The organism is Novosphingobium aquiterrae (genome assembly GCF_042434435.1).
Taxonomy (GTDB): Bacteria; Pseudomonadota; Alphaproteobacteria; order Sphingomonadales; family Sphingomonadaceae; genus Novosphingobium; species Novosphingobium aquiterrae.
The window spans coordinates 932,384-948,632 of record NZ_JBHLTL010000001.1; the positions used below are offsets into that span (position 1 = coordinate 932,384).

The 16,249-nt window shown below is 65.4% G+C and carries 14 protein-coding genes; 7 read left to right on the forward strand and 7 right to left on the reverse strand.

All coding sequences use genetic code 11. The annotated features are described in order from the left end of the window. Nucleotides 1-7 precede the first annotated feature (7 nt). From holA to ACFFF7_RS04550, 7 genes are all read left to right on the forward strand, one after another. Nucleotides 8-1,060 (forward strand): DNA polymerase III subunit delta, encoded by a 1,053-nt coding sequence (holA, locus tag ACFFF7_RS04520; RefSeq protein WP_379480161.1) that lies wholly within the window; start codon nt 8-10, stop codon nt 1,058-1,060. Nucleotides 1,061-1,188: 128 nt separating this feature from the next. Continuing rightward, nucleotides 1,189-2,604, forward strand: a complete 1,416-nt coding sequence (locus tag ACFFF7_RS04525; RefSeq protein WP_379480162.1) for a sugar transferase — start codon at nt 1,189-1,191, stop codon at nt 2,602-2,604. Nucleotides 2,605-2,732: 128 nt separating this feature from the next. Beyond that, a complete protein-coding gene (locus ACFFF7_RS04530) occupies nt 2,733-3,209 on the forward strand; it encodes a hypothetical protein (protein ID WP_379480163.1) in 477 nt (158 codons plus the stop codon). Nucleotides 3,210-3,365: 156 nt separating this feature from the next. Beyond that, the gene (locus tag ACFFF7_RS04535; RefSeq protein WP_379480164.1) at nt 3,366-4,754 is read left to right on the forward strand and encodes an O-antigen ligase family protein; all 1,389 of its coding nucleotides are present in this window, start codon (nt 3,366-3,368) and stop codon (nt 4,752-4,754) included. Beyond that, nucleotides 4,751-5,443, forward strand: a complete 693-nt coding sequence (locus ACFFF7_RS04540; protein ID WP_379480165.1) for a polysaccharide biosynthesis/export family protein — start codon at nt 4,751-4,753, stop codon at nt 5,441-5,443. Before ACFFF7_RS04535 ends, ACFFF7_RS04540 begins: the two co-directional genes overlap by 4 nt. Before the next feature lie 11 nt (nt 5,444-5,454). Further along, entirely contained in the window at nt 5,455-7,671 is a 2,217-nt protein-coding gene (locus ACFFF7_RS04545; protein ID WP_379480166.1) for a GumC family protein, read from the forward strand. Nucleotides 7,672-7,675: 4 nt separating this feature from the next. Further along, a complete protein-coding gene (locus tag ACFFF7_RS04550; protein ID WP_379480167.1) occupies nt 7,676-8,866 on the forward strand; it encodes a tetratricopeptide repeat protein in 1,191 nt (396 codons plus the stop codon). Here ACFFF7_RS04550 and ACFFF7_RS04555 read toward each other — a convergent pair. Genes ACFFF7_RS04555 through ACFFF7_RS04585 form a run of 7 tightly spaced genes read right to left on the reverse strand, consistent with a single transcriptional unit; the run spans nt 8,863 to nt 16,205 of the window. Then, nucleotides 8,863-9,429: an LbetaH domain-containing protein gene (locus tag ACFFF7_RS04555; RefSeq protein ID WP_379480168.1), complete on the reverse strand. Its 567-nt coding sequence runs from the start codon at nt 9,427-9,429 to the stop codon at nt 8,863-8,865. The two genes, ACFFF7_RS04550 and ACFFF7_RS04555, sit on opposite strands and share 4 nt — an antisense overlap. After that, a complete protein-coding gene (locus ACFFF7_RS04560) occupies nt 9,426-10,553 on the reverse strand; it encodes a glycosyltransferase (RefSeq protein WP_379480169.1) in 1,128 nt (375 codons plus the stop codon). The genes ACFFF7_RS04555 and ACFFF7_RS04560 overlap by 4 nt, the downstream gene beginning before the upstream one ends. A 3-nt stretch (nt 10,554-10,556) precedes the next feature. Then, complete coding sequence (locus tag ACFFF7_RS04565) at nt 10,557-11,924, reverse strand: hypothetical protein (protein WP_379480170.1); 1,368 nt, start codon at nt 11,922-11,924, stop codon at nt 10,557-10,559. A 45-nt stretch (nt 11,925-11,969) separates the two neighbouring features. Next, nucleotides 11,970-13,160: a glycosyltransferase family 4 protein gene (locus ACFFF7_RS04570; RefSeq protein ID WP_379480171.1), complete on the reverse strand. Its 1,191-nt coding sequence runs from the start codon at nt 13,158-13,160 to the stop codon at nt 11,970-11,972. Next, nucleotides 13,157-14,290, reverse strand: a complete 1,134-nt coding sequence (locus tag ACFFF7_RS04575; protein WP_379480172.1) for a hypothetical protein — start codon at nt 14,288-14,290, stop codon at nt 13,157-13,159. The genes ACFFF7_RS04570 and ACFFF7_RS04575 overlap by 4 nt, the downstream gene beginning before the upstream one ends. Before the next feature lie 8 nt (nt 14,291-14,298). After that, on the reverse strand, nt 14,299-15,774 hold the full coding sequence (locus ACFFF7_RS04580; RefSeq protein ID WP_379480173.1) for a glycosyl hydrolase family 28-related protein: 1,476 nt from the start codon (nt 15,772-15,774) through the stop codon (nt 14,299-14,301). Next, a complete protein-coding gene (locus tag ACFFF7_RS04585) occupies nt 15,771-16,205 on the reverse strand; it encodes a hypothetical protein (RefSeq protein ID WP_379480174.1) in 435 nt (144 codons plus the stop codon). The genes ACFFF7_RS04580 and ACFFF7_RS04585 overlap by 4 nt, the downstream gene beginning before the upstream one ends. Nucleotides 16,206-16,249 lie beyond the last annotated feature (44 nt).

A 16,249-nucleotide genomic window follows, 5' to 3' on the forward strand; every position in this document is an offset into this window, starting at 1 on the left:
AGTCGGCGTGAAGGCCAGTCAAAAGGACTTCAAGGGGTTGGCATCGCGCGCCGCGCGGGATGCGCGCGTGTTCTTTTTCTGCGGTCCCGACGATGCCGGGGCGCAGGATGCCGCCGAAACCATTGCCGGGCTGCTGCCCGAAGCTGGTGAGCGGGTCGAGCTGAACGGCGCCGACCTGCGCAAAGATCCCGTCCGGCTGGGCGACGAAGCTCGCTCGACCTCGCTGTTCGGCGATGCCAGGCACATCTGGGTTCGCGCCAGCGGCGACGAGGTTCACGACGCGGTCGAGAACTTGCTGGCGGGTGAGGCCGAGGCCTGCCCGGTCCTGATCGTCGCAACCGCGGCCACCGACAAGGCGCGCACCGCCAAGCTGCTGGCAAATCGACCCGACGCACTGGTGGCGATGTTCTATCCGCCTGACCTGCGCAGCATGACCGAGACCGTGCGCGGCATGGGCGATGCCGCCGGGGTGCGGCTGTCGGGCGACCTGGCCGAGCGGATCGCCCGCGCTGTCGCGCTCGACAGTCGGCTGGCCCAGTCCGAAGTGACCAAGCTTGCACTGTACCTCGATGCCAGCAAGGAAGCGCCGAAAACCGCCGACAGCGCCGCGCTCGAAGCAATCGGCGCGCGCACCGACGATGACGGGTTCATGAGCCTGGTCAATGTCGTGCTGTCGGGCGAAGCCGCCAAGCTCGCCGCCGAACTCCGCCGGATGCGCGAACTGGGGCTCAATCCCGTTGGGCTGCTGCTGGCGTTCGAGCGCCGCGCCGCACAGCTGGTCCAGCTGGCCGGCAAGCTGGGGCCGCGCGGCAATCCGGTTGAGCTCGTCGATGCCGAAGCCGCCGCGCGCCGGGTGTTCTGGAAGGACAAGCGCGATCTCATCACCCAGCTCAAGGTCTGGCGCGGACGCAAGCTGACCCGGCTGGTCGATCGGCTGGTCGATCTGCACCGGCAGCTTCTCACCAACAGCCAGAATGCCGAGCTGCTGCTAGCGCAGGGTTTGGCCGACATTGCCCGCGCTGCCGCTTCGCGTCCCGGCGGACCGGCGCGCCGCGACTGATCGTCGCTTCGACCATTAAGCATTGCGCTATCGCGCTGATCGGCTACGCATTTTCCGCAACCGGGAATCGGGGCTGGCCACAAGAAGGCAAAGTCGGTCGCAATGACAAGTCTTTCGAAGGACACTGCATGACTGCGGGCGCGCCCGGCGGCATGCAAGCCGTTGTGACGCGTGGGTATCTCGACCCTGCGGACGAAGGCGGGCCACGCTTTCGCTCGCTCGTGCAGCGGCGGTTGCAGTGCTATCTCGCCTTGATCTGCGGCGATCTTGCCGCGCTGTACGTCGGATTCGTCGCGGCAGGGTACCTCTATCTCGGCGCGGTCGGGATAACCCAAGCCAGCCTGTTATCGCAGCTAGTGATGCCGGTTTTCCTGACAATCGCGTTATATAACGGTGCCTATTCGATGCGCGCCCTGGAATCGGCCCAGCACGGCGGTCTGCGCGCCGCGCTGGCGCTGCTGATTTCGGCGGCAGCCGTCGTGTTCATCGCGTTCTACACGAAATCGAGCCACGAATTCTCACGCATCCTGTTTTCTCTGGGCATCGTCCTGTCGCTCCTTGCCCTGCTATGGGTCCGGACGCAGATGCGTGATTTCGTCCGCTGGCGCTGCGGCCCGCGGGTTCTCAGCGAACTGCTGATTGTGGACGGAGGGCCGGACGTGCAGCTTGGCGGCGCGTGGCAAGTCGATGCACAGGCTTTGGGCCTGCGCCCCGCGCTGGATGATCCGCATGCGCTGCACCGCATCGGTCTGCTGCTTCAGGCAGCGGACCGCGTGGTGGTGAGTTGCGCTGCGGAGCGCCGCTCTGCCTGGACGACGATCCTGCGCGGTGCGAACGTGTCGGGCGAGGTGCTGGAAGATTCGGTAGCCGAACTGGGCGCGCACGGCGCCCGCATTGCTGGCGGTCATGGCTGGCTGCGGATTTCGGTTGGCCCGTTGGGGCTTCGCGCGCGGGCAACGAAACGCCTGTTCGACATCATCGTTGCCGGAACGGGCCTGATCGTCTTGTCGCCATTGCTGCTGCTTGTCGCCATTGCGATCCTGGTCGAAGACGGCAGCCCGGTCCTGTTCATCCAGCGGCGCGTCGGCCGCGGCAACCGCTTCTTCGACATCGTCAAGTTCCGCTCGATGGCGAATGTCGCCAATGACGGACATGGCGCCCAGTCAGCCAGCCGGAACGATGCCCGCATCACCCGGGTCGGCCGCCTTATCCGCCGGACCAGCATCGACGAGCTGCCGCAGCTGTTCAACGTGCTGATCGGACAGATGTCGATGGTCGGGCCGCGCCCGCACGCTCTGGGATCACAGGCCGGTGACAAGCTGTTCTGGGAAGTCGACGGGCGTTATTGGCAGCGCCACGCGCTCAAGCCGGGCCTGACGGGGCTGGCGCAAATCCGCGGCCTGCGCGGCGCGACCGAAGCAGAAGAGGATCTGCAGGAGCGCCTCGACGCCGACCTGGAATATGTTGATGGCTGGTCGCTGTGGCGGGACATCGCGATCATCGCGGGCACTGTCACTGTGGTGATCCACGAACGGGCTTTTTGACCGCAGAGGACAGGCCGTGCGCGGTTTATGACAAGTCTCGGAACTTTCATATTATGAAGGTATTACAAGCTGGACTAAGGGTTAACCCTTGTGATATTGCACCTGCGAAATAGGTTGGAGTTTGTCCTTTGAGCACCCAGATCTTTGCAGCCCTCGCTGCGGTTAGTCTGATTGGCGCCGGCGTTGCCGGTGCGGCGGAAACCCGCGCGATCGATGCAATTCCCGGTGCATCCGCACTGATGGGTGCAGGTCAGGGCGGCGGTTCCGACAAGTGCCGCGTCGATGTGATTCGCAGCGGCGCCGCAGGAACGGCTGATGTGACGCGTCAGGTTCTCGACAATGGTGGCTGCGTCTGCATCGTGACGACCGGTGCAGCCGCATCGAACGGTTCGGCTGAAGACATCGTGCGCGCTTTGCTACGTGACCGCACCTGCGATGGTGCACCGCTGGCTGCAGCCGCGGCTGGCAGCAATCCCGGTGTTGGCGGTCCGGTTTCCGCCGCAGCGACAAGCGGCGGTGGTTCTGGCGCGATCTTGCCTGTGCTGATCGGCGGGGTTGGCGCAGCCGGTCTCGCGGTAGCGCTGGGCAAGAGCTCAAAGGGCTGAGCGCATTCAAGCGCCGGTTTGACGGAATGGCCCGCGGATGATTCCGTGGGCTTTTTCGTTGGGCAGTGCGCATCCGGATCGGTCATCTTGCATCGTGGCGAATTCCGCCCACTGTGCCCAACGCGCCAAGATCTGCACGGAGATTCGGCAGCTGCGATGAACACAGGTCAATCTCTCCGCCTCAAGATCGCTGACTGGCTTCCGGCCGGCGTGCTGGGTCTGGCGCTGATCCTGGGCGGCGGCGGTTCGCCCGCGCCCTTGCCCGAAATTGCCTTGCAAATCGCCGTGGCGGCGCTTGCCTTGGCCTGGTGGTGGCTTCAACCTAGGCCGGTCTTCACTGGAATTGCACGGCCAGCCCTGGTCATTGGCGCTGTCTTGCTGGTCCTGCCATTAGTCCAGCTCGTCCCGCTCCCGCCTTTGCTGTGGCAGGCACTGCCGGGTCGGGGCAATGCCCGGGACGCACTGGACCTGGTCGGCAGCGCGCAGAATTGGCGGCCCCTTTCGCTTTCGCCGCAGCGCACCCTGGCCGCTCTCTTGGCGGTGATCCCTGCGGTGATCATGCTGGTCATGGCAAGCACTGCCGATCGCCTCGGCCGCGCCCGTTTGATAGCGACGATCGCCGTGGGCGCTCTTGCCACAATGGTCCTTGGCGCCGCGCAGATATCGGGCGGACCGGACAGCGCACTGCGCCTCTATGGTGCCGGGACCATCTTCCTCGAAGGGTTTCAGGCCAATCACAACAGCACCGCCGATGTGCTTTTGCTGGGGATGATCGCCGCGACCGCGTGGATCAGGGAAAGCGCGCTCGGCAAGGGCCGGCTGCCCAATCGGAGCGGTGTTGTTCTCAGCCTGGGTCTTGCCGTGACGCTGTTTCTCGGACTCGGCGTCGTGCTCACCGCCTCGCGCATGGGAATTGCCCTGCTACCGGTGGCCGCGCTTGCCAATGTCCTTCTACTGAGGCCATGGCTGGCCTGGTCGGGGCGGACGCTTGCAGCCGGGCTGGCAATCGCGGCCGGGATCGGGCTGGTCGGAATCCTCGCCCTGAGCCGCGACGACATGCTCGGCCGTGTCGGGGCACGCTTCGCCATCACGGGCGAGCAACGCCCGGACCTGTGGGCCGACAGCCTTTTTGCGGCCAGGGATTACTTTCCGGTCGGCGTCGGCATGGGCAACTTCGTTCCCGCCCTGCTGGCCGGAGAGCGCCTTGAGGTGGTCCAGGCAGCGGTACCCAATCGCGCCCACAACGACTATCTGGAGCTGCTGGTCGAGGCAGGCCTGGCCGGCATCGTCGCCCTGTCGATCGTCGCGGCGGCCCTGGGCCGAACACTGTGGCAAGCCCGGCGCGATCCGCCGACCGGATCGCGCGCGCTGGCGGTCGTGGGCGGCATGTCGCTGCTGGTCCTGGCCCTGCACTCGCTGGTTGATTATCCGCTGCGATCCATGTCTATAGCGCTGGCAGCGGCGGCATGCGCGGGAATCGTGATGCCGCTGCGGGTTGCCCGGGTCCGGCAGGATCAATCCGCAAGTTTGGAAGACACGCGATGAAGAACAAGGCTGCCCTTGCCGCAGCGCTGGCTGCTTTGGTCCTTTCTGGGTGCGAACATGCCGGCCGCAATACGCTGCCCACCGGCGCAGAGGCCGAGAAGATCTTCCCTATCCGCGCCGAAGCCGCCGCCGAGGAAGAAGTGCTGCGCATTGGCGATCGCCTGGCAATCCGCGTGCTGGGCGAACCGGAACTGACCTCGGACCTCTATCGGGTGGACGGCAGCGGCAATATCCAGGTTCCGCTGGCCGGCGAAATTCCTGCCGCCGGCCTGCGCCCCGGCGCGCTGCGTGACGAGCTGGTGCGGCGCCTGGGATCGCGGTTCATCCGCAACCCGCAAGTCGCGGTGATCGTTACCGAACGCAACAAGACCACCTTTGCGGTCGAAGGCGATGTTCGCGAACCGGGCATCTTCGAAGCGACCCCCACCACCACCCTGCTGGCTGCGATTGCCCAGGCAAAGAGCCCCAACGACCTGGCCAAGCTGAATGAAGTCATGGTCTTCCGCCTGATCAACGGCCAGCGCTCTGGCGCACGCTTCAACCTTGCCGACATCCGCCGTGGGAATGCACCGGATCCGCAGATCCTGGCCGGCGACACCGTAGTCGTCGGGCATTCCGCCCTGAAGGGCGCCTGGAAGGAATTCCTCCAGGCGGCACCTGCCTTCAACCTGTTCTACATTTTCCGCTGAGGTCCGCTGCCTTGTCCAACCCCGTGCTTATCGACAGCCATCATCACGGACTGGGCCTGGGCCAGCCAGGCGATGGCGCTGCCCTGTTCGGGCCGCCGCGTTCGAATATCGACATCCGCTATTTCGTCTCGCTGGTGCGTAGCCACCTGTGGCTGATCCTGGGGGTGATTGCCACGGCGATGACTCTGGCGCTGGTCGTGACCCTGCTGCAAACCCCGCGCTACACGACCTATTCCACGATCCAGATCAACGATCAGAGCGCACGGGTTCTTGGCGACAAGGACGACAGCAGCGACATGACCGGCGGCAACAGCTGGGATACCGATCGCTTTCTGAATACCCAGACCGATATCCTGCGCAGCCGCGGACTTGCGCTGCGCGTGGCGCAAAGCCTGAAGATCATCGGCAATCCGAATTTCTTCAAGGCCCAGGGCGCGGAACCCCCGCCTGCGGGGACATCCGCCGAGATCCAGCGGAACCAGGCGGTCGGCCTGCTGATGAGCGGTCTGACCGTCGATCTTCCGCGCGATTCGCGCATTGTCACGATCGGCTTTCGCAGCACCGACAAGACGACAGCCGCGCAAGTTGCCAACGCCTATGCGAGCGAATTCATCCAGTCGAACCTGCAACGCAAGTTCGACAGTTCGTCCTACGCACGGACATTCCTGTCCCAGCAGCTTGACGAGAGCCGACAGAAACTCGAAGCATCGGAGCGTGCGCTGAACGACTATGCCCGCTCTGCCGGCCTGATCCGAACCCAGGCCGCCAGTTCCGGCTCGACCGATAGCGGCGCTCCGCAAGGATCATCGGTTACTTCGGCCAGTCTGATTCAACTGAACGCCGCCGCAAACGATGCCACCGCGCGGCGCATCCAGGCCGAATCGCGCTGGCGCTCTGTCGAGAAGGTCCCGCTGCTGGCATCGACCGAAGTGATCGCGAACCCGTCGGTTTCGGCGTTGATTTCGCGCCGGGCCGAATTGCAGGCGGCGCTCGATCAGGACCGGGCGACACACCTGTCAGACTATCCTTCGGTCCGGGCCCGCGAATCCGAACTGGCAGCGATCACCCAGCAGCTGGGCCAGGCAGCACAGAATGTCCGCAATGCCGTGCGCAGCGAATACCAGTCGGCGCTGTCGGCCGAGCGGCAGCTGACGGCGCAGGTAAGTCAGCTCAAGGGCGCAACCCTGTCGGAGCAGGACAAGACGGTGCAATATGGCCTGCTCAACCGCGAGGCAGAGACCAACCGTCAACTCTATGATGGCCTGCTTGAACGCTACAAGACGCTTAACGCGGTGGCCGGGGTCAGCCTGAGCAACGTCAACATCATCGACCGTGCGGAAACGCCGTCCAGCCCCTCTTCGCCAAACCTGCTCAAGAACCTGCTGATCGGGCTGGTGCTCGGCGCAGGCCTGGCGGGCCTGACGATGTTCGTACGCGATCAGTTCGACGATTCGATCCGCGTCCCCGAAGACGTTGAGGCCAAGCTGGGGCTGCCGCTGCTGGGCGTTGTGCCCAAGGATCAGGCCGGCGATCCCGGCCAGGAGCTGGCCGATCCCAAGTCGCCGATGTCCGAAGCCTACAATTCGTTGCGCGGTTCCTTGCTCTATTCGACCAGCGAAGGCTTGCCACGGCTTATGCTGGTGACCAGCGCCCAACCGGCGGAAGGCAAGACCACCAGCAGCCATGCAATCGCCGCCGGCTTCGCCCGGATGGGCAAGCGCGTGCTGCTGATCGATGCCGACATGCGTCGCCCGGCCCTGGCACGGCGTGTCGGGATCGACGTCGACAAGGGTCTTTCCACCCTGCTGACGTCCCACGACCCGCTGTCCAGCGCCATTGTGGCGTCGGGGGCCGATAATCTGACCTACCTGCCGGCGGGTCCCGTTCCGCCCAGCCCGACCGAACTGCTTTCCACCGCTCGGATCGAACAGATTCTCGAAGAGGCCAAGGCGGCCTATGACGTCATCGTGATCGACAGTCCGCCGATTTTGGGCCTGGCCGATTCGCCATTGATGTCGGCATTGGTCGATGGGGTGGTCTTTGTGGTCGAGGCCGACCGCAATCGGCGCGGTTCGCTCAAGACCTCGCTGCGCCGCCTGCGCGCCATGCGGCCGGTCATGCTTGGCGCCGTGCTGACCAAGTTCAATCCGACAAAGGCGGGCAATCGCTATTCGGAATATTACGGGTACGACTACTACCAGTACGAACCTGACACCAAAGGCTCCTGATCCGGTGCCCGGCACCGCGCCACCGCTGCGACGAACGGTAGCCGGGCCTCTGCTGGTGCTCGCCTTCGCCAGCTATGCCGCGCTGGCCCTATTCAGCGGGATCGACCGGGCCAGCGAAACGCAGCCCGATTTGGCAAAGAAGGTACCGCGTCTGCTGGCATCGGAAGCGCTGCGCAGCGGCGGACGCGCCGCGCTGGGTACGGGCAATACCGCGCAGGCCCTGCAATTGGGCGAGTCCGCTGTTCGCGACGCGCCGCTCGATCCGGCCAGCACCGCGCTGCTGGGCGCGGCGCTGCTATCCGGCGGGGATCCCGGCGGCGCCGATCGCGCGTTCCGCATCGCAGCGCAGCTGGGCTGGCGGGTACCCTATACCCAGCTCTACATGATGGCCCGCGCACTCGATATCGGGGACTATCGCATTGCCGCAATGCGGCTCGATGCGCTGGCGCGGCAGAACCCCGCGACGCTGAACGACCGCCGCCTGTTCGATCCGTTCGAGCGTAGCGCGCCTGGCCGCGCGGCCCTGGCCGAACGGCTGGCGGCCAATCCGCCGTGGCTGCGCGACTATGCGATGCAGGTCGCCGACTTGCCTGCTGACCGCCTGGCCCAGCGCTATGCCGTGTTGACAACGCTCGCCGCCAGCGGGCGGCAGGTGGGCTGTACGCCCATCGGTGCACCGGTATCGCGCCTGATCGCACAAGGCGCGATCGAGGATGCAGCTCGGCTGTGGCGCGGCCATTGTCCGGTCGCCGCTGCTGGCCTGCTTTACGATGGCAGCTTCTCCGCGGCCTCGCTGGATCAGTCGGAAAGCGAATTTGCCTGGACCTTCATCGGCCAGAGCGATGTCAGTGTGGTGATTGAACCCGCCGCCAATCCGCCGGCACACCAGTTGGTGATCGACAGTTCCGCCTCCCAGCAGCGGCAGGTGCTGCGCCAGCTGGTTCTGCTGCCGCAGGGCAGATACCGGCTTTCCTGGCAGAGCGACGCCGAATCCGGAAACCAGGTCATGGCGCAGTTCAATTGTGCCCCGGCCGGCAGCGAGGCGATCGCACCGAGCCGCGATGCGGCCAGCCGGCGCTGGGCGGTGACGGTGACCATGGACCGCGCCTGTCCGGCGCGGTGGATCGGCTTTGCCATCAAGCCGGGGGCGGGCAATGTGCGGATTGCCGACGTCCGGCTCGACCGTGCAGCTTAGCCCGCGCGCATGACCCGCTGCTTGATCCTGACCGCGGGATTGCCCGAATAGACTCCGTCTGCCTCGGCATCGCCCAGCAGCACGCCGCGCGCGCCAAGGACTGCGCGATCGTGCATGATGACGCCGGGGCCGACAAATGCTTCGGCTGCAACCCAGCAACCCGCGCCGATGGTTATCGGCCGCAGCACCAGCTGGAAATGCGGATCGGCCAGATCATGGCTGGACGCGCAGAGGTACGCGCGCTGCGAGATGACAGTGCGCGCGCCCACGCTGATGCGTCCCTGATTGTAGATTCGCGCGCCCGGCCCGATCAATGCCTGCGCGCCAAGTTCCAGGTTGGACGGCAGCCAGATCCTGGCGCTGCCATGGACCCGCGACCCGGGACCAAGCTGCGCCCCGAACAGGCGCAGAACCAGCCGGCGCCAGCCATGCAGCGGGGGCGGGGTAAAACGGCACAGCAGCAGCCAGGCCGCGCCCCAAGCCAGCCGGGTCAGCCGGTTGCCCAGCGAAAAACTGGCCCCGCCTTCCAGCGGCCGGGTGTGGCGGGCTTCGAGCAGGCTCATTCCAGGCTTTCTCCGCGATAGGCGCGCGCCCACTGCGCTGCCACGGTCTGGGCCGAAAACGGCCCCTCGACAAGCGCGACCCCGGCGCGCGACATCGCCTGCCATTCATCGTCATTCATCGCCGCCGCCTGACGCAGGGCAGCCGCGATCGACGCCGGATCGGTTTCGCAGGCCAGTGCCGCCCCGGCGGCGATGCCTTCGGGCAGATTCGACTGGGTGCTGATTATCGCGGGTAAACCTGCAGCCCAGCCTTCCAATATGCTCATCGGCATGGCTTCGCCAAGCGAGGGCAGCACCATGAACCGCGCAGACGCCAGAAGCGCCTGCTTCTCCGCGCCGTGCACCGGGCCGAGCAGGCGCACCGCGGAGCCGGGATAGTCCGCATCGGCACGCACCCGTGCCTCTTCCGCCGGATCTCCCCACCCGGCAATGAGCAGCCCGCCATTGCGATCCATCGCCCCGATCCGCCAGGCGGACATCAACGCCCGGAGGTTCTTCTGCGCATGGATGCGGCCCAGAAACAGATATTTCGGTGCAGGCATGTCACGCAGGTTATCCGCGTTCGGCATTGGCGCGGCATTGGGGATCACGATCACCCGTGCCTTCCCAACCTGACCGCGTATGTTCGCTGCTTCCTGCTTGGTGAGCGCGTGGAAGGCGTCGGCTGCACGCCAGCTGGCCTGCTCATACCCGATCCGTCCGATCGCCTTCTTCCAGGGCCGGCGATTGACTGTCGTGGGATCGAGCATCCCATGCGCCGAGATCAGATAAGGCCGCTTGGTGGCACGTCGCCACTGCGTTGCCGCCCGCGACGGATACATCCAGATTCCGTGCAGATGGAGCAGATCGAGCTCCGCATCGATCAGCGCCTTGACCAGGCCAGGGGCATAGCCGAACTGGCGCGGTCCGGAGACCGGAAAGGTAGCTACGGTGCTGGGCACGAAGCGTACGGCATCGGTATCGCTGTAGGCGTCGTGCAATGCAAAAATCAGCGCCTCGCCGCCCAGCGCGCGGATCATCGCAGCTTGCTGCAGCACAGCCTCGAACACACCGGCACCCGCGCGCGACGCCGATGCGGTGAGCAGGCCGATGCGCATGCCCTGCAGCGGGCGCTGCCCGGTCATCGTTCAGCGTGCCTCCGCTGGCACGGCTGGGCGGCGCGGCGCATAGAGGTGTGCGTTGGCGGGATCGAACCGTGCCTGGACGCCCAACAGCAAGCCTGTCCCAATGCCATACCACAGCGCCTCGCCGCGCAGGATGAAGCTGGCCGCGAATACATCGGAAACCAGGAACCCGATGATGATCGTCGCGCCCCAGGCCCCCAGGAAGATCACGTCGCTGTCGGGCTTGCCGGCACGCGCCGCATTGCGCAGGAAGCGGATCGCCAGCACACCGAACCACAGCATCAGCAGAAGCAGCGGGAGACCACCGACGATCCCGCCGTTGAACAGCATGGAAATGTGCTGGTTGTGGCCGAAGCCGATCATGAATTGCTCGCCCCCGCCAAGTTCCTTGGTCTCGAAGTACCGGGTCCGCGCGGCGAAGCCAGATCCGAACAGAACGTTCTTGATCGAACTGGTCCAGCTGCCCAGCATGAATTGCCATTCGGACAACCGGGTGAAATAGGTCTGGTCGCGCACCGTCTCGCTGCCGCCGGCGCCGCCAAGACGGGCCTGCCAGCGGGCGAGCTGGTCACCGGCAAAGATCACCGCGCCCGCAGCCATGCCGATCATGCCGGTCAGGGCAACCATCAGGCGGCGGCTGACGATGTGGCGAAGGCCCGTCAGCATCACTGCGCCTTGCGCGACCAGTACGATCAGGAAGGTTCGGGTCACCGAAACAAGCAGGATGCCAAAATTGGCGATCAGCGTGAAAATCTGCACGGCGGATAACCGGAATATCGCAAGCGTGACAAACAAGCCCAGTGCCGCCATGCTCGACGAGCCGATGATCTGATAACGCACCCGCGAAAAGTCGATTCCGCCGGACGTTGCATTGAAGATGACAAAGGCCGCCAGCGCATAGGGCAGGCACAGCCACGACAGCGTCCTTCGCAGCCGTGCCGGATCGGCCTCGATCGCCACCTTGGCGGTAGCCCAGGCCGCGCTGAGGTAGACGAAAACACCGACCCCGTTGCGCAGCAATTGATAGAACGAATCGCTGCGTACAAAGCCCGACAGGAACCCGACAGTCAGGTAGAGGCCGCCCAGCACGATCAACCCGTTCAGGCCCTCGATCCGCGCCGGACCGCCAATGCGCGCGGTGGCGAAGATGATCAGGGCGAACAGGTAGACCGAAAGAAAGACCGCCTGGATCGCGACGGCCTGGCCTTCCCCGGCCGAGCGGAAGTCGGCCATCCAGGCGGCTGCCAGTAGGATATAGGACCAGGCAACGCCGCCAACGGCCGCCGTGCCGGTCTGCGCATGGCGCGGCAGTGCGATCGGGCGGCCATCCGGTCGCTGCGGCGTACCGCGGTCGGGAGAGTCTATGTCCATGGCTCTTTTCGCAAAATCCAATGCCGCATAGCACGCCGCAATTGATCAATCGAACGGTTCGCGGACCGCCTCCTGCAATTCGGAAAGCCGGTTCGTGGCGGCCACGTCATCTCCGAACACCAGCACTTCAACGGCATCGATCAGCCTGGCACAGTCCCCCCGCCAGGCCAAGGCGTCGGAGGCAAGGCGCATCTGTTCCCAGCGCTGCTCGTCCTCGGCCATCCAAAGCAGCGCATCGGCAAGGCCGGCTACGTCCAGCGCATCGACTACCAATCCGTTGTGCGGCTGGCGGACCAGCAAATCGCGTGCGCCGACGAACTGCGAGACGATTGCCGGCAAGCGCAGCGCAAGCGCTTCGTTGACCACCAGTCCCCACTGCTCGCAGGTGCTGGGCAGGACCAGGGCAAGCGACCGGTCGAGCGCCTGGCTGACGCCCTGGCTGTCAAGGAACCCCAGGAAATCCACCTTTTCGGCGATGCCGAGTTCGGCGATGCGGGCGCGAATGGCGGGCTCAAGCGCGCCCGATCCCGCCAGCTTGAGGCGGTGCGACCCCGCGCCCGCCTGCCGACAATACTGCGCGAAGGCATCGACCAGGCGGAGCATGTTCTTCTTGTCGACGAAGCGCCCGACAAAGATGAAATCGCGCGCGGCAAAGGGCAGGTCCGCTGCGCCGTCACTACGGCCAGCCTCGGCTCTGATCCGCTCGAGCGAGACGCCATCGCAGCACGGCAGGACCGGCCGCTTGCGGAAGCCCAATGACCGTGCATAGGCAATATGGCGCCGCCCCCCGACAATTGCGGCCCTGTGCGGCCAGACCAGAATGCGCTTCAGCAATTCAAGTGGCCGGCGCCGGGGGCTGTCGTCGTGCTTGGAATCGAACATCAGCACGGTCCTGACCCCAACCAGCCGCAGCAGCCACGGCAGCATGGCGCCGGCCGGATCGCCGTAACCGACGCCCATGAAGACATAGTCGCATTTGCGCAGGCAGGCGAACATGCGCAGGACAAGGCGCAGCGATCCGATGTCTTCTACGCGCTGACCGGGAAACAACGTTTGCCGGGGCACACCGTCAAGCTCACGCACCGGCTTCCAGGCATAGGTGTGCGAGGCTTCGGCGATCTCGACCGCCAGCAGATCGGCCTTGCCCTCGAACCGCCGTGCTGCGGCGATCAGGCGATCGGCATGATAGGGTCCGAACTGGGCCCAGACGAAGGCGATGCGGGGACGGTGGGTCATGGGATCTGGCCCGGGTCCGCTGCCACGAAGGGATCGATGGCCGGCAAGGTGCCAAGCGCTTCGGCGAGTCGGGCCAGACTGGTCCTTCCCTGAGCGCGGGCCCGCGCAGCAGCCTGGTGCGGTGCGATCGGCAGCGGCACGGCAGCGCCTTGAGCAAGAGCCGCTTCAGTCATGTGCGGATGATCGACAAGGTGGCACAAACGCTCGATCACGGAACCCTTGCGGACCACGACCGGAATGCCGAACTGCATGGCGCGGCCGAGTATGCCGGATGCCTGGTCATAGGACGGATCGTAGGCGCACCACACCAGATCCGCCGCCTGATAGAGCCCGTAGAGCTCCGCGTCCGACACGAACCGGTTCAGCGCGTAACCGCCTGTCTCTGCAAAGCGGGCCGCGGCAGCGGAAAGATCGGCGCTGACCGTTCCGCCGAACGCAAACAGAAAAGCTCGCCGCATTTCCGCGTTATCGCTCCACAGCGCGGCGAAGCGATCGAAGCCCTTCGCCCGGTTTTGCCCGCCGATTGCGACGCAAACCGTGCGGCCTGCAGCGGCGCCGCGAACCTGGCTGGCAGTCAGCGCGCTTTGCGCCGGATCGGTGGCGCTGCCCAGGGCGAAGTCCCAGTTCTGCAGATCGTGGATCCACCCGCGGGCAATACGCGAAAGCGCGGGGTCGACGGCAAAGGGTATGATCGTGAGTACCGAAACCCTGCGCAACTGTCGCAGAAGGATCAGCGCGGCCCGCTTGATCCGCAGCCGCAGCGAAGTGCCATGCAGCGCGGGGAGCGGACGCAGCAAAAGGCCCACGGTACGCAAACCCAATGCTGTCCGGATCAGGCAGGTCATGAAGAACAGGCCCGGTGCCACCTCGATCTGCGGGACTAGAACGACGCGCCGCGACAGCAACATGGCCGGACCGAAGGGTGCCGTGCGGAGACGGAAGAGCTGGGCCAGCATCGCATTGTATTGGCCGCGGTGCCCATGATTGCCGCCGCCGAAATCGACCAGCAGAACATCGGCTGCGCCTTTGTCATGGTCAATTTGTGGCGGCAATTCGGCCATGCTTCCAACGAATGTCCCGCCGCCGTGATTGGCCTGGCGCTCCCTTAGCGCGGCGGCGGGTTCGTGCAAACAGTGCCTTACAGGGTGCCCGCCGCCATGATCCGCCAGGCTCCGCGGTAGCGATAGCGGACATAACCATTTGCCGAGGCGGCCATCGTGTAATTGTTCGCGCTGACCGGATCGATTACCTGCAAGGTGAAGGCACCGGGTGTTGCAGCCTTGCGGACGATCTCGAACTCCATGCCCTCGTACAGCCCGGTATTGGGTAGGGTTACGGTGCGCGCAGCCGTCAGCGCGACGTTGAGGTACTGGATCCGGGTCGAAGCCGCGGTCAGGACGACACTGGCATCGGTCAGGTCGGTGATCCGGTCCTTCTGCCGGCGGTCGGCGTCGAACTTTGGACTGCACCCAGTCTGGGGGAAGATGTCATCGGACGAGCGCGGCCCGATGACCTTGACGTCGGCGACGAACGGCACCGTGTCTGCGGTATAGCCATAGAGTGTGCCCCCGGTCAGCGCATCGTTCACCGACAGCCCATAGACTGTCAGCGTCGTCCCCGAATTGCCGAACAGGAAATAGGTCACCCCGCCCGATCCGAGCACGCCGTTGACCGACGAATTGAACGCGCGGACATTGCACTGCGAAAACTTGAACAGCTGCGAACCGGTGGCGAGAACGTTGTAGTTCTCGGTCTTGCAGTCCATCAGCGTCACCGCGAAGGTGGTGGTGATCTGGATCAGCCCGACCGGCGCGGTGCCGTTGAGGAATTCCAGGCTGCGCAGGGTGATGACGTCGCCCGTCGAAATCTGGATCAGCTCCTCGGCGCTCGCCGCGCCGTCGAGCATGCAGCTTTCGATGCAGATGTTGGGCTGCCCGACCGAGGGGTTGGGCACGGCAAAGAACGCCGCGCCCTTCATCGTGTTGGCAAAGGTGCAGTTGTGGACGTGCACCCCCCAGATCGATGGGCTGAGCGTGGCATCGGCGGCGATCGCACGCCAGCCTTTCTCAAAGGTGCAGTCGCCAATCTCGAACTGGAAGAAGGTGTGCCCGGCGGTGCCCGTGCCGAAGCGGATCGCCACCGCGCTGGTATTGGCAGCAGTCTGCGCGGTGTTCCACGAGAAGAGCAGCCCGCGGATCGACCAGCCCCAGGTGCCGGTCCCTTCGAACGAGAAGATCGGGGTGTTGGAAGTGAACTGGATGATCCGGGTGGCGAGACGGCTGGCGCCTTCGATCGCCCAGCCATAGCTGACCGGGATGACCAGCTTGGCGGTGATCTTGTAGGTGCCGCGCGGAAAATACAGGCGGCTGCCCTGCCCGGTCAGGACGTTGTTGATCGCGGCCTGGATCGCGGCGGTATCGTCGGCCACGCCGTCACCCACCGCGCCGTAATCCTTCACGCTGACCTGGTCGCGCAGCCGGTCCTGCATGGTGCGGCCGACGGCGCTGCCCCCGGCGTGATATCCGACCAGGGCCGAACCATCGCCGCTGACGGCGGAAGCCAGCCGCTGGCTGGTCTGGCGGATGAGCCCGCGGGCTGAAAAGTCCGCGCTCATTGGGCCATCCGATAGGCCAGCGTGCCCGAAGTCAGGGTGACATCGAGATAGAGGCGCGCGTTGCCGTCGTTTTCTTCCCACACCGCTTCGCAGCAATTGCCGGTGAACTGGGCCCAGCTCGTCCCGGCTACGGTCAGCGGCAGGCGTGTTGTCCCGCCGTCGGTGGAGCGCATGACCTTGACCGTTCCGGCCCAGGTCCCGGACAGTGCCAGGACGACATCACGGCCCAGCGCCGGCTGGTAGGGGCCAAGAACGCTCGTGGTCGCAGTCGTGCCCGCCAGCGGCGTTGGCGAGGTGCCGGTCACCGCCGCCATGGTCACCGGCAGCGGGGTGGCCGCGCTGACGAGCAGCGCGGTGCCGTCGACATCGGAATAGGCCGCGGCCCGGCTGGGCACGAAGCTGGCCGGGGATTGGATCGGGGAATTGGGCATGACAGCTCCATGCTGATTCGGGAGGAGCTGCGTACGTAACCTAT

Coding starts and splice junctions, on each gene's coding strand:
- ACFFF7_RS04580 (WP_379480173.1), bottom strand. CDS start 15,774: ATGAGCGCGGACTTTTCAGCCCGCGGGCTCATCCGCCAGACCAGCCAG.
- ACFFF7_RS04585 (WP_379480174.1), bottom strand. CDS start 16,205: ATGCCCAATTCCCCGATCCAATCCCCGGCCAGCTTCGTGCCCAGCCGG.
- ACFFF7_RS04535 (WP_379480164.1), top strand. CDS start 3,366: ATGAACACAGGTCAATCTCTCCGCCTCAAGATCGCTGACTGGCTTCCG.
- ACFFF7_RS04540 (WP_379480165.1), top strand. CDS start 4,751: ATGAAGAACAAGGCTGCCCTTGCCGCAGCGCTGGCTGCTTTGGTCCTT.
- ACFFF7_RS04525 (WP_379480162.1), top strand. CDS start 1,189: ATGACTGCGGGCGCGCCCGGCGGCATGCAAGCCGTTGTGACGCGTGGG.
- ACFFF7_RS04570 (WP_379480171.1), bottom strand. CDS start 13,160: ATGACCCACCGTCCCCGCATCGCCTTCGTCTGGGCCCAGTTCGGACCC.
- ACFFF7_RS04560 (WP_379480169.1), bottom strand. CDS start 10,553: ATGACCGGGCAGCGCCCGCTGCAGGGCATGCGCATCGGCCTGCTCACC.
- ACFFF7_RS04555 (WP_379480168.1), bottom strand. CDS start 9,429: ATGAGCCTGCTCGAAGCCCGCCACACCCGGCCGCTGGAAGGCGGGGCC.
- ACFFF7_RS04565 (WP_379480170.1), bottom strand. CDS start 11,924: ATGGACATAGACTCTCCCGACCGCGGTACGCCGCAGCGACCGGATGGC.